At 68.7% G+C, this 12,673-nt stretch carries 12 protein-coding genes; 7 read left to right on the top strand and 5 right to left on the bottom strand.

Translation table 11 applies throughout. The features are described 5' to 3' along the window. The first annotated feature begins 103 nt into the window (after positions 1 to 103). Positions 104 to 1,444, top strand: a complete 1,341-nt coding sequence (locus CIB93_RS05280; protein ID WP_096624577.1) for a hypothetical protein — start codon at positions 104 to 106, stop codon at positions 1,442 to 1,444. Positions 1,445 to 1,557: 113 nt separating this feature from the next. Next, positions 1,558 to 2,058, top strand: coding sequence for a hypothetical protein (locus CIB93_RS05275; protein WP_096624575.1), 501 nt, complete (start codon positions 1,558 to 1,560; stop codon positions 2,056 to 2,058). Positions 2,059 to 2,224: 166 nt separating this feature from the next. Here the strand turns inward: CIB93_RS05275 and CIB93_RS05270 are convergent, their stop codons facing one another. Further along, positions 2,225 to 2,797: a TetR/AcrR family transcriptional regulator gene (locus CIB93_RS05270; RefSeq protein ID WP_096624573.1), complete on the bottom strand. Its 573-nt coding sequence runs from the start codon at positions 2,795 to 2,797 to the stop codon at positions 2,225 to 2,227. Between the two features lie 109 nt (positions 2,798 to 2,906). Between CIB93_RS05270 and CIB93_RS05265 the strand changes: the two genes are divergently transcribed. After that, entirely contained in the window at positions 2,907 to 4,082 is a 1,176-nt protein-coding gene (locus tag CIB93_RS05265) for an agmatine deiminase family protein (RefSeq protein WP_096624571.1), read from the top strand. Positions 4,083 to 4,141: 59 nt separating this feature from the next. On the opposite strand, the gene CIB93_RS05260 is transcribed toward CIB93_RS05265, so the two are convergent. Beyond that, on the bottom strand, positions 4,142 to 4,540 hold the full coding sequence (locus CIB93_RS05260) for a hypothetical protein (RefSeq protein WP_096624569.1): 399 nt from the start codon (positions 4,538 to 4,540) through the stop codon (positions 4,142 to 4,144). Next, positions 4,537 to 5,385 (bottom strand): IS5 family transposase, encoded by an 849-nt coding sequence (locus CIB93_RS05255; protein ID WP_096624567.1) that lies wholly within the window; start codon positions 5,383 to 5,385, stop codon positions 4,537 to 4,539. The genes CIB93_RS05260 and CIB93_RS05255 overlap by 4 nt, the downstream gene beginning before the upstream one ends. A gap of 278 nt (positions 5,386 to 5,663) precedes the next feature. On the opposite strand from CIB93_RS05255, the gene CIB93_RS05250 reads away from it, so the two are divergent. Further along, positions 5,664 to 7,319: a DUF4331 domain-containing protein gene (locus CIB93_RS05250; protein ID WP_096624565.1), complete on the top strand. Its 1,656-nt coding sequence runs from the start codon at positions 5,664 to 5,666 to the stop codon at positions 7,317 to 7,319. Positions 7,320 to 7,438: 119 nt separating this feature from the next. Further along, positions 7,439 to 8,056 (top strand): class F sortase, encoded by a 618-nt coding sequence (locus CIB93_RS05245; protein WP_179499977.1) that lies wholly within the window; start codon positions 7,439 to 7,441, stop codon positions 8,054 to 8,056. 121 nt (positions 8,057 to 8,177) lie between these two features. Here CIB93_RS05245 and CIB93_RS05240 read toward each other — a convergent pair whose 3' ends face one another. Further along, positions 8,178 to 8,594, bottom strand: coding sequence for a VOC family protein (locus tag CIB93_RS05240; protein ID WP_096624561.1), 417 nt, complete (start codon positions 8,592 to 8,594; stop codon positions 8,178 to 8,180). Positions 8,595 to 9,336: 742 nt separating this feature from the next. Next, the gene (locus CIB93_RS05230; RefSeq protein ID WP_096624559.1) at positions 9,337 to 9,741 is read right to left on the bottom strand and encodes a hypothetical protein; all 405 of its coding nucleotides are present in this window, start codon (positions 9,739 to 9,741) and stop codon (positions 9,337 to 9,339) included. 225 nt (positions 9,742 to 9,966) lie between these two features. Between CIB93_RS05230 and CIB93_RS05225 the strand changes: the two genes are divergently transcribed. Both CIB93_RS05225 and CIB93_RS05220 read left to right on the top strand, forming a co-directional pair. After that, the gene (locus tag CIB93_RS05225; RefSeq protein ID WP_096624557.1) at positions 9,967 to 11,058 is read left to right on the top strand and encodes a DNA alkylation repair protein; all 1,092 of its coding nucleotides are present in this window, start codon (positions 9,967 to 9,969) and stop codon (positions 11,056 to 11,058) included. Positions 11,059 to 11,441: 383 nt separating this feature from the next. Continuing rightward, on the top strand, positions 11,442 to 12,275 hold the full coding sequence (locus tag CIB93_RS05220; RefSeq protein WP_096624555.1) for a transposase family protein: 834 nt from the start codon (positions 11,442 to 11,444) through the stop codon (positions 12,273 to 12,275). Positions 12,276 to 12,673 lie beyond the last annotated feature (398 nt).

Raw genomic sequence — 12,673 nt, 5'->3', positions numbered from 1 at the left:
AGCGATCACCGACCTTCGGTGAACCGGGCGGCGGCATGCGGCGGATGAGCCCCGGGTACGCATAGGAGGTCCGCTCACCCTGAGCGGAGGCGGCGGGGTGGGTATGAACGCTGGACACGGACTTCTGGTACTGATGGGCTCCGGCGAGACCAGCCCGACCATGGTCACACTGCACCGGGAGCTCGTTGCCCACGTGGGCGGTGACGCCGATGCGGTGATCCTGGAGACACCGTACGGATTTCAGGTCAACCGCGACGACATCTCCACCCGAGCCCGGGAGTACTTCCGACGCTCGGTGGGCCTCACGACGGTGGTCGCTCCGGACACGCACACCGACGGGCGCTCGGGCGATGCGCCGGGCGATGGCGACGCGGACAGGTTGCGTGACCTGGTGCGCAGGGCGGACTGGGTGTTCTCCGGCCCCGGCAGCCCGTCGTACGCACTGAACCGCTGGCGCACCCTTCGCCTGGGCGAGATCCTGCGCGAGCGGGTGGCACGCGGGTACGGCGTGACGGTGATGGCCTCCGCTGCGGCGTGCACCGTGGGGTTCGCGGCGCTGCCGGTCTACGAGGTGTACAAGGCCGGACATACTCCCGCGTGGCTCACTGGACTGGATCTCCTCGGGGCACTGGGCCTTCCGGTCGCGGTGATCCCGCACTACGACAACGCCGAGGGCGGCACACACGACACCCGATTCTGCTACCTGGGCGAACCCCGCCTCCACGGCTTGGAGCACGAACTCCCCGACGAGAGCGCCGTCCTCGGCATCGACGAGCACACCGCGGTCATCCTCGATCTCGGCACATCGTCAGTACGTGTGTGGGGGCGGGGCGTGATGACGGTCCGGCGCCGGGGATCCAGCACTCTGGTGCCCGGAGGTACCACGCTGCCCCTGGAGCGACTGCGCCGCCTGGTGACAGGAGCGGAGCCCGCGGCGGTCCCGTTGCCCCACCGTTTGGCCGATGACGCCGCCGATACCGCGCCCGACGCTGCCGCGACCGGAAGTGGCGATGCGGCGACACTCCAGGAGGCTGTCGCGGCAGCGGAGCTGCGGTTCGACTCCGCCCAGGAGGCGCGGGATGCCGCGACCATGGCCGGGGCGGTGGTGGAGCTTGAGTCGGTGATCGCGGCGTGGAGCGCCGACATGGAGGAGGACCAGGGCGGAGAGTGGGCCCGCACGGTCCTGCACGGCATGATCCGCCGTCTCGCACAGGCCGCCGGCCGCGGTCTGAGCGAGCCGGAGCACACCCTCGGGCGGATCCTGGTTCCGCTGCTCGGCCTGCGCACGAGGCTGCGTTCGGACGGCGCCTACGACCTGGCGGACGAGGTACGCGAAGCCCTGGCAGCAGGCGGCGTCCAGCTGTACGACACCGCAGAGGGCAGCGCGTGGCGGTGGGAAGGAAAGAGCGGCGACCAGCAGACCGACTCTCGCTCCGAGGCGTAAAGGAAAGACTGGACCCTTTTACCTGACTTGTGCACTTGCATCCCCTTTGCAATAAGATCGGCGGTGGGGTTCCTGCCCTCGGGGTCCTCCCGCCGACGTTGGAGCTGTGCACCATGCCGCTCACCTCGCACGAAGCTGCTGATGCGCCACCCGTCACCGTCGAAGTGGTGCTGCTGCGGCACGACCCGATCGAGGGCTTCGCCTATCGCCGACTGATCACGGCGCTGGGCAGGGGGGTGAGCCCGGACCGTGCCGCGAGGGGGCTCGCGCTGCTTCGCGAACACGACGAGAGGCATGTGGTGCACTCGACCAGCTGGCGCACCACACGCGAGGGTGGCATCGCCCTCACCTACCTGGTCCACCCGGACCCCGCCCCGGGCCGGCCCGGCCTCCCGCTCCCGGAGCCGCACAAGATCGCCCGCTCCTCCAAGGCGGGCTATCCGTCGCCACCGGACCTGGAACTCGACCACGTCGTAGCACACGCCGTCCGCCATCTCGCGTTCCTCGAAGGCACCGATCCTGCCGTCGCCGCGCACATCTCCGCCTGGCCCGACCTCGCGCACGCTTTGCACTCCCTGCCCCTCGCAACCGCGGGAGAGATGGTGCACGCCTAGTTCCGGCACGCCGCGACTCCATCCGGCGGGGCCGGGCCCTGGCCGGGGCCCGGCCACGTTCGGCTCAGCCGTCGTTGCGGGCGTGGCGCACGCATGGTGGTCTGAGAGGGCGGTTCGCAAGTTGATGCCCTGTTTCGGATGAGGGCGAGGGTCGTGTTGGCTGGGGTCAGGGGCCGAGTTCTGCGGTGATGGCGCCGCGTAGGAGGTGGCGGGCGCGTTCGAGGGTGAGGGTGCCGCTGAGCCAGCGTTTGCTGAGTCCTTCGACGAGGGCGGTGAGCCGGTCGGCGGCGTCGTCCGGTGAGATGTCGGGGGTGGCGCGGCCGGTCTGCTGGGCGCGGTGGATGAGGTCGCTGGTGTAGGCGTTCCAGCTGTCGGTGGTGGTGCGGAGCTGGTCGCGCAGTTCGGGTTGGAAGACGGCGGTGGAGCGCAGTTCGCCCCAGGCGGTGCTGTTCTCGACGACGGCGGGGGTGTCCTGGAGTTCGAGGAGCAGCATCTCTTCCAGGTGGCCGCGGGGGTCGGTGTCGGGGTCGGTGGTGGGCTGGGTGTAGTGCTCGGCTCGGGTGTTGATGAAGTCAAGGGTGCGGGCGAGGAGACCGGCCCGGTCGCGGAAGTGGTAGTAGATCAGCGAGGTCGACACGCCGGCCTCCTCGGCCAGCTCCTCGACTCGCAGGCCCCTGATGCCGCGCTGCGCGATGACACGGGCGGCGGCCTCCAGGATGGCGGTGCGGCGGGCGGACACGGTTCGGCTCCCTCGAAAGGTTCCAGGCGGCGACGGAAGCAATGCTACCGTCTCGCCCTGACTGAAATTTCAGTCAGGAATTGTTTCCGTCGAGGATGGGAGCCGTGTCATGAGGAGACCGAACCGCCGAAGCGTGCTGAGGGGCGGTGTGGCTGCCGCGCTGGCCGCCGCGGGGATGACAGCCTGCGCCCGGGACCAGGAGAAGAAGTCAGGCCGACCGTCGGCCGGGGCGGAGGAGAGCGCGGTGCCCGTTCGGAATCAGGCCGAGCTGTTCATGCCGGCGGAGACCCGCGAGCACGTCCGCACGTTCATGTCCTGGCCGCCGATGGACTCGGTCTGGGAGGACATGGCCGGGGACGTCCAACGCGACATCGCGGGCATCGCCCGGGCGCTGGCCGAGTTCGAGCCCGTGGTCATGCTGGCCGCCCCGGAGGAGGTCAAGGCCGCCCGCCGGGCCTGCGGCTCCGGAGTCGAGGTGATCGCCGTACCCACCGACGACCTGTGGATGCGCGACAGCGGCCCGACCTTCGTCCAGGGCCCGAAAGGCATCGAGGGTATCGATCTGCACTTCAACGGCTGGGGCGGCAAACAGGAACACGAGCACGACGCGAAGGTCGCCCGCGCCGTCCTGGAGTACGCCGGCGTTCCCCGCATCGACGCGCCCCTGGTGGGAGAGGGCGGCTCACTGGAAGTGGACGGCCACGGCACCCTCATGGTCACCGAGAGCTCCCTGGTCAACCCCAACCGCAACCCCGACCTGAGCCGCGACGAGATCGAGAACTCCCTCAAGAACCTGGTCGGCGCCGACCAGGTGATCTGGTTCAAGGGCGTCAAGGGCCAGGACATCACCGACTACCACATCGACTCCCTGGCCCGCTTCGCAGAGAACGGTGTCGTCCTGCTCAGCCGCGCCTGGGACGGCGACGGACCCGACGTGTGGACCCGTGCCTACGACCAGGCACGCGGCGTCCTGGAGAACACGACCGACGCCCGTGGAAGGAAGTTCGAGATCATCGACCTCCCCGAACCCGACCCCGCCAGGCTCGGCCGCCGCGGGGAGGACTTCCTCGGCTCCTACGCCAACTACTACATCGCCAACGACGCCGTCCTCATCCCCCGCTTCGGCGACCGCAAAGCCGACCAGCAGGCCGCCGCCGTCATCGGCGACCTCCACCCCGACCGCGAGGTCGTCCAGCTGGAGATCCACACCGTCGCCGAAGGCGGCGGCGGCATCCACTGCGCCACCCAACAGCAGCCCAAGGCCGCAGAGAGCAGCAGTTCTTGAGGTGTTGTGCGATTCCCGGCGAGGTTGAGGCAAGGCCGCGGACCGCGGTGCTTGGTCGGCTACTGCCTCTTGGTGAAGCTGCCGGTGTCGGCCTCGGCGAGGATATCGAGCTTCACCAGGCGCTTCAGCTTGGCGCGGGTACCCTCGATGTTCTTCGGCAGTAGTTCGCAGTCGAGGGCTTCGCAGACGTCGCGGGCCCGGAGGGGGCCAGTGGCCTCGTTGAGGACGGCGAGGATACGGGGATAGTCCGGATGCTCGGGCAGATGCGACGGAACAGCCGGGAGCCGATCGGCGAGAGCGGTGACGGTCTTCCGGGTGATCGCGAGGTGTTCGAGGTGGGTCTCTGCCTCCCGCAGCCGAGCCTGCAGCTCTTCGATCTGGGTGCGGAGGTCGCCTGCCATGGCCCGGGCGGCTTCCTCCTGGAGGCCGAGCGCGTCGAGGAGAGGCTGGACGTTCACGCTGCCACCGCCTGCGCATCGCGCCAGGTGGGGGCGTTCGTGCCGGTGAGCCGACGAGCCATGACGTGCGTCATCGCCCAGTAGACACGGGAAGCGGAGGAGGCGGGGCGGTGCTCGTAGTCGCGGACCAGACGCCGGTGCAGCATCAGGACCCCGTAGGTCTGCTCGACCCTCCACCGCTTCGGCTGCGGAACGAATCCCGTCTCCTGCGGGTTGCGTTCGACGATCTCCACATCGATACCGAGCGCGGTGCCGTGGGCGACCACGGCCGTCTTGAAGCCCTGGTCGACCAGGGCCTTCTCGACAGTGCCGCCGGCGTGCTCGGCGACCTGGTCCAGCAGGGCGATGCCCGCGGCGTTGTCGTGCGTGTTCGCAGCCAGGACGATGACAGCGATGACCATGCCCAGCACGTCCACGGCCAGTCCCCGCTTGCGGCCCGGTACCCTCTTCGCCGGGTCCCGGCCGGTCGTGGAGGCGGGGACCCCGGCGGCCGCGTGGACACTCTGGGTGTCCAGCACCACCAGGGTCGGGTCCTCTAACCGGCGGGCTCGTTCACGGACCTGGCAGCGCAGGAGTTCGTGGATGACATGGTCGGTCCCGTCGTCGCGCCAGGCGGCGAAGTAGTAGTACGTCGCGCTCTTCGGCGGCAGGTCGTGCGGGAGATAGGCCCACTGACAGCCAGTGCGGCCCTGGTAGAGGATCGCGTTCACGATCTCCCGCATCTCGTAGGCTCCCTGGTGTCCGCTCACCGAGCGGTGCCGGTCCTTCCACACGGTGATTACCGGCTCGATCAGAGCCCACTGCTCATCCGATAAGTCGCTCGGGTACGGCTTGCGTTCGCTCACCCCGCCACCCCAACAGACCACCGGCCGTGGACCAACAGATTCCGCCCCCGCCCACACCATCAGGCGATGGCAGAACCGCTCAAAAACTCACGAACCGCCCTCTGAGGGTAGCCCAACGTCACATTATGCGACTTCTGCCGTGCGATCCTCGTCGATCAGGGCGAGTCCCCGCCGGCCTGTGTGGCGTTTGTCAGCTTCAGCTGCCAGCCGCCCTGCCCGGCCTTCTTCGAGGGCGAGCGGCTCTCACCGGAAATGGACCCCCCGTGCATTCTCCCCGCATGCTCCGACGCCGCCCCGCTTCCCGCCGGGCCGAGCGCACCCTCGCCGCCACCGGCGCGCTGGCCCTGCTGACCGCCGCGGCGGTCACCGGCCTCACCCCCGCCTCCAGTTCCGCCTCCAGTCACCGTGAGGCACCGCTGATCGCGGGAGACCCGAGGGCCGACAACACCGACGTCTACGCCTTCACCAGCCCGGACAAGCCCGACACCGTCACCCTGGTGGCGAACTGGCTCCCGTTCCAGGAACCCAACGGCGGACCGAACTTCTACCCGTTCGCCCAGGACGCCCGCTACAACATCAAGATCGACGCCGACGGTAACGGCAAGCCGGACACGACCTACACGTGGGAGTTCACCGACCACATCCGCGACGACGCCGACCAGTTCCTCTACAACACCGGGGTCGTGAAGTCGGTGAACGACGAGACCCTGAACTTCCGGCAGACCTACAGCCTGAAGGTCACCGACAGCAACGGGAACACCAAGACGCTCCTGAAGGACTCCCCGGTCGCACCGTCGAACGTCGGCAAGGCGTCGATGCCCGACTACGCCTCCCTACGCAAGGAAGCCGTACTTCCGCTGCCGGGCGGCGGAACGGCCTTCGCCGGCCAGGCGTCCGACCCGTTCTTCCTGGACCTGCGGATCTTCGACCTCCTGTACGGGGGCGACCTCTCGGAGACCGGCCACAACACGCTGGCCGGCTACAACATCAACACCCTCGCCATCCAGGTCCCCAAGTCGACGCTGGCACTCAAGGGCGACGCCAAACGCAACCCCGTCATCGGCGTGTGGTCCACCACCGACCGCCGAGGAGCCGACATCACGGGCGCCGGCAGCAAGGGCAGCGAGGACACCTCCGCTCAGGCTGCCAACGACGGCAAGGCAACCGCCAAGGACGGAAACGCCGACGAGTGGCGGCAGGTCTCCCGTCTCGGCAACCCGCTCGTCAACGAAGTCGTCGTGCCGCTGAAGTTCAAGGACGCCTTCAACGCGCTCAGCCCGGTCAAGGACGCCACGATCACTCCGGTCGTCGACAAGGTCAAGGACCCCATCGTCCCCAAGCTCGTCGAGAGCATCTACAAGATCCCCGCCCCCGCCACGCCGCGCAACGACCTCGTCGAGATCTTCCTCACCGGGATCTGCAAGGAGTGCGGCCCCATCAAGGCGGACCTCAACTCGCAGCGCCTCAACCAGGACGTCGACAAGGCCGCGGTCGTCCCCGCAGAGATGCTGCGCCTGAACATGGCCGTCCCGCCCGCCGCCAAGCCCAACCGCCTCGGCGTCCTGGGCAAGGACCTGGCCGGCTTCCCCAACGGCCGCCGCCTCAACGACGACGTCGTCGACATCGAACTCCAGGCACTCGAAGGCGCCGCGCAGACCGGGAAGATCGTGCCCGCCCTGGCAGCCGGCGACGCCGTCGACACCCCCTACCGCGAGCCCGGCGACACCTTCCCCTATGTCGCCCTCCCCAACACCGCGGCCGTCAACCAGGCCGACTCGCTCCACCCCGACGGTGGCGTCGGTGCCGGCCTCGGCGGCCTCGTCTCCGGCGACGGCTTCCCCGTCGTGCCTGTCACCGCTCTGGGCGGTGGAGCGCTCCTGGCGGTTGCGGGAGTGCTGGCCCTGCGCCGACGACATGGTGTCGGTCAGGCATGAACAGCCCGTTCCTCCCTGGTCGTCCGACCCGCCGCCGGCGGGTCGGACGACCAGGCCATGCCACAGTTCCCCGCTGCCCGCGACTACGGCGAATACCGGGCAGGCGGCGAGCCCCGGGAGTGATCGCCCTCGCCGTCGGGGCCGCCCTGGCCTGCATCGGCTTCTCCACGCTGGGAACCGGAAACGGCCCCGGGCACGTGTCGGAACGGATAGACAGGGGCAGCGTCCCGGTTCACCCCGGATCGGACCAGGCCCCGGCCATCGATGCTCGGACGCCCGCGCCACCGATCCGCATCCGCATCCCAGCTATCGGAATCGACCAGCCGCTGATCAGCCTGCGCGTCCAGCAGGACGGCCGACTCGGCGTTCCCGACGAGCCCGGAAACATAGGCTGGTGGAGCGACGGCCCCCGCCCCGGCGCCCCCGGCGCGACGGTCATCGTCGGCCACGTCGACTCCGCCACCGGCCCCGGAGCCTTCCACGGACTCTCCACGCTCAACCCGGGCGACAGCGTCACCTTGGTGAGCGACGACCGGTCCACCATGACCTTCACCATTCGGGCCCTGCGCCAGTACGGGAAGGACGCCTTCCCCGACAACCAGGTGTATACGACCAGCGGACCACCCGCACTGCACCTGATCACCTGCTCCGGCACCTACGACCGCAGCCGCGGCGAGTACCGCGACAACCTCGTCGTCTACGCCACCCTCGACAACGCGGGCCCACACAAAGGGTGAACACGACTCCGAACACCGTCCCCAGCAGGGGCAGATGGGGTTCAAGCCCCCTGACCAGCCCCCGTCATGGATCGGTGTCGGGGCCTGGGCACCTAGCCTGCCATCAGGGCAGGGCCAGAGGTCAACCAGCGGGCGCGAAGAGCTCCAGAGCGATACCGTCCGGGTCGCGGAACTCCAGGATGTATCCAGCTCCGATGTCCTTGATCCCCTCATGAGCCACCCCGAGATGGTCGAGGTGGCGCGCTGCCCGCTCCAGATCCGCCCGGCCGTCCACGGCGAAACTGACGTGGTCCAGGCCCACCCGGTCCTCGTCGAAGCGGTCCGAGGCGACGGGCCGCAGACCGAGGAGGGAGCCCCCAAGCTGATAGATCACCCCACCGAAAAGGAATGAAAGCCGCTCGCGGGTTTCCTCGTCGGCGTCGGGAGGGAGATCGAAGGCCACCGGCAGCCCGAAGACTGCGTCGTAGAAGGCGCGGGAACGCTCGATATCGGTGACGGTGAGACGCACATGGGCGAAAGCACGAGGTTGAATCGTCATGACCTGATGCTCCCCCCTTCCACCGCGTCCCCGAGGTCTCCACTCGCCGACTGATCAGGCGAATCCTCGCCGGGCCTCGCCCGCGAGCGGGAGGTTAGGCCAACCGGTGAGCAACCCTCTCGGGAACCAATCCACCGCCCGCCCAGCGACGAATGCACAGTGCTCGGTTGCCTTGGAAGGAGCGCCGCGCACTGAGCCCCCGCCAACTTGAAGTCGCAGGTCAAAGGGCTGGTGTGACCGGCCCTCGGAGAGCTCATGCTGGTCGTGGGCGGAAGTCCTCGGCAGAGATCGTTTACAAGGGGCGTACCGCAGGCTCAAGGTTGCTACTAACGCGACGGCCCCGGCAGCATCTTCGGAGTTCGTGTCCGTTGCGGTCCGGCGGCCCTCTAACATCCACGGCATGCTGGATTCCGAGCTGCTGGAACGGATCGCCGCCCGTCGCGCGGAACTGGACCACCTCGAAGCACAGCTGACCGAGCAGCTGGCCACGGTGCGATCCGAGCGAGACGAACTCGCTGTCGCGAAGAGAGTCCTCGAGCGAGTAAGCGAAGAAATCGCAGGCGAACGCGCCTCGGCCTCCCCGCCGCCTGGCCAGGTGGCCGGGCGGGCCGTGATGCTCCCCGTCCGGCGGCAGCCAGCCCTCTCCCGTGCAGTCGGAGGCTGCCGCTGCCCCGGGCTTGAGGTTCAGTGCTGGGAGGCGCGTGGCGCGGACGAGCCTAGGAATCGCGGCGGCGGTGTCGTTTCAGCCGGCTGCGGACTCGTGCAGTACGTGCCAGCGGAATCGGGGCTGGGCCCGCTGGACGGTCAGAACGGCGGTCGTCCAGCGATCGCTGCGCTCCTCGTTTAAGTGGTGGCGCTCCCTACAGCGGATCACCCTGACGTCGCCCTGGCTGAACAGCACCTCGAACTCGGTGATCTCGATGCGGAGGCCGGGCTGGGAACTGCGTTTTTGCCGTAGTCCATCCAGCAGCTGGGACTTGGTGACGGGGACGCGGTCGATGCTCAGCATCGTGAACGTCTCGGACTGTGTCGCGGCGACGCGCTCCAGGATCTCCGGGTCTGCGTCGTCGGTACCGAACCAGGTCGCCAGGAGCTGGTTCGCAGCGACGACCTCGGCTTCCAGTTCTGATGCGTGGGTGTCGTTCATGCCCGGCAGGCTACGCGGAGCGCAGTGTCCTCGCAGCCCAGGGTGGGTGGGATACCGGCCGGGTGTCAGTGGTGCGTGGCAGACTCACGACCATGATGTCCAGGTCGAGATTCACCCCGCTCCCGAACGTCCGGCAGGAGTACACCGAGCCCCTTCTCCCGCCTGCCGAGGGCCGTACGCGGCGAGGAGCCGGGGGCCTCAACGTGACCGTGGGCGGGCGTTGAGATGGCCGATTTCAAGGAGGAACTGTCCCCGGAGCTCATCGGGCGTCTCGCGGATGACCTCGCCGGTGCCTCGGCCTCATTCGACCGGACGGCCTTCGAGCAGCTCGCGTGCACCGGTATCGGTGACCTGGAGCTGAAGGCCCGGATCGACTGGATCGCCCGTGCCCTCGCCGCGACGATGCCGGCGTCCCCCGAAGAGGCTGACCAGGTGATCCGCGCCGCCCTCGGCAGCGAGGGCCTGACGGGGTGGGCGTCCATGCCCGTCAACACCTACGTCGCCTCGGCACTGATAGAGCGGCCCGACATCGCGCTGCCGCTGCTGGCCGCGCTCACTCCCCGCTACACCGCCGAATTCGCGATCCGCCCGTTCATCGACGCCCACTACGAGGGCACGATGAACCAGCTCAGGGCATGGACCACCGACCCGGACGAACATGTGCGGCGGCTCGTCTCGGAGGGCACGCGCCCGCGGCTGCCCTGGGCGGCACAGATCTCGCAGTTCATTGCCGATCCCTCTCCCGCGCTGGCGCTCCTGGAGCCCCTCGTCAACGACGAGTCCCTCTACGTGCGCCGCTCCGTGGCGAACCACCTCAACGACATCAGCAAGGACCACCCCGACCTCGTAATCGACACCGCCACGCGATGGGCCCGCAGCAGCACGCAGGGCGATTTCGTCGTACGCCACGGCCTGCGCACACTCGTCAAACGAGGACACCCGGAGGCTCTCGCGGTTCTCGGATTCGATCACCATGCCCCGATCGAGATCACGAACCTCGCCTGCTCGCCCTCCACCATCTCCATCGGGGAGGCGACCACTGTCACCTTCACCCTGCACGCCACCGAGGCGACGAGAGCCGCGATCGACTACCTGGTCCACTACCAGGGGATCCGTGGTCCCAAGGCGGGCAAGGTGTTCAAGCTGGCCGTCCGGGACCTCCCCGCGGGCCAGGCGGTCCACTTCTCACGCCGCCACCGGTTCGAGAACCTCTCGGTCCGCACGATCCACCCCGGCCCGCACCGGATCGAGGTCCAGGCCAACGGACGCGTCCTCGGAGCAACCGAGGTCCACATCACCGCCGCCGAAACATCGTAGGGCCCAGTCCGAGCTACTGAAGCTGAACGCCCAGCAGCCCGGGACGGACCCACGCAACCACCTGCCCCCGGTCTCGACAGCTTCCAGAGGGACACCACCGTCATTGGCGCCCCCGTCGGCAGCCGCGCGAACTCACCTGCCCCGGCCGCTCACTGCTCCGTCTCGTCCCCGTCGAGGCGGAGCGGATCGCGGAGAACCCGGTGCCGGGGGTGCTGGTAGCCCGCCAGCCACCGGACCTCGAACCCGGTCGGCGGCGGCCCGCCATCGCCGCAAGGAACTCTTCAACCCGCAAGATCCCCCGCAGCGTATTGCTTCAATCTGCAACCTCCGAAGGCACAGGACAAGCCCGTAACCGCCTTGCCCCCGAAGGCCGTTGGAATTATGTGACGCAAACCAAAGAGCACGCCGAGGACACCTGCCCGCTTGTCTACCAGTGCCTCCTGCCGCTATCCACGCGCACCGTCAACCACCTCGCCGAGCTGCTGCGCCGCCACCTGAAGGCGATACGCTCCCGCTGGCGGATCCTGCCGCCCGGGAAGATCGCGGTGATCGTCCTGGCTCTACTGCGCCACGACCAGCGCCTCGCCGACATGGCCGGCGGCAACCACGTCTCCGAGTCCACCGTCCGCCGCTGGCGCGACGAACTGATCGGACTCCTCGCGGCCCAGGCGCCGCGCCTGGACCGCGCCCTGGAGAAGATCGCCAAACAGGGTGGAGAGGTGGTCCTGATCGACGGCACCCTCATCCCCACCCAGCGCCGCACCGGAAGAGCCGACCGCCGCAACTACTCCGGCAAGCACCGGCGTCACGGCCTGCACTTCCTCGCCCTGACCGACGAGAAGGGCCGCCTGATCTGGATATCCGCCGCCCGGCCCGGCCGCACCCACGACAACACCGCAGCCCGCCACGACCACATCCTGGCCCACCTGCGCGCCGCCGACCTCGGGGCACTGGCTGACCTCGGCTTCCGTGGGCTGGACAACGACCTACTCGCCCCCGTGATCGTCACCGGGTACGCGGCCAGCCGCACCCACAAGCTCACCCCCGGGCAGAAGGAAGCCAACCGCGTCCTCGCTGTCGGACGCGCACCGGTCGAACACGGCTTCGCCCACCTGAAGAACTGGCGGACCCTCACCAAACTCCGCACCGGGCCGGCCCGTGCCACCCAGCTCCTGCGAGCCCTGCTCGTCCTGACCGACCTCGAAATCGACCGCTGACGGATGATCTTCACCGAAGGCTTCCGCCCACGACCACCACGAGCACGCTGGGGCCCGGTCACACCAGCCCTTTGACCAGCAACTTCAAGTTGGCGAAGGCTCACTGCGGCACCATCGACGATGGACGCCGCACAGGTCCTCGCGGTGGCGGCCTGTGAGGAACCACTGCCGCGGGGTGCCACTCCTGGGATGCCCCGCGGCAGCCCTCCAGGAACCCGGTCTCGAGATTTCACGCGCACACGAACCGTTCTCAGCCCAGTACGACAGGTTGCGGGCAGGTGAAGCTTCCCCTTGATCGTGGACACCTGGAGACTGGGACCTGAGGTTCCAGAGGAAGTAGCACCAGGTGGGAAGCAAGTACACGAAGCGGTACACCGAGGAGTTCAAGCGGGACGCGA

The sequence above is a fragment of the Streptomyces sp. WZ.A104 genome (assembly GCF_002382885.1).
Classification (GTDB): Bacteria; Actinomycetota; Actinomycetes; order Streptomycetales; family Streptomycetaceae; genus Streptomyces.
The sequence above is the reverse complement of the archived record's forward strand: the minus strand, read 5'-3'. Positions and strand labels throughout refer to the sequence as shown.

Coding starts and splice junctions, on each gene's coding strand:
- CIB93_RS05230 (WP_096624559.1), bottom strand. CDS start 9,741: ATGAACGACACCCACGCATCAGAACTGGAAGCCGAGGTCGTCGCTGCG.
- CIB93_RS05280 (WP_096624577.1), top strand. CDS start 104: ATGAACGCTGGACACGGACTTCTGGTACTGATGGGCTCCGGCGAGACC.
- CIB93_RS05275 (WP_096624575.1), top strand. CDS start 1,558: ATGCCGCTCACCTCGCACGAAGCTGCTGATGCGCCACCCGTCACCGTC.
- CIB93_RS05240 (WP_096624561.1), bottom strand. CDS start 8,594: ATGACGATTCAACCTCGTGCTTTCGCCCATGTGCGTCTCACCGTCACC.
- CIB93_RS05265 (WP_096624571.1), top strand. CDS start 2,907: ATGAGGAGACCGAACCGCCGAAGCGTGCTGAGGGGCGGTGTGGCTGCC.
- CIB93_RS05250 (WP_096624565.1), top strand. CDS start 5,664: ATGCTCCGACGCCGCCCCGCTTCCCGCCGGGCCGAGCGCACCCTCGCC.
- CIB93_RS05225 (WP_096624557.1), top strand. CDS start 9,967: ATGGCCGATTTCAAGGAGGAACTGTCCCCGGAGCTCATCGGGCGTCTC.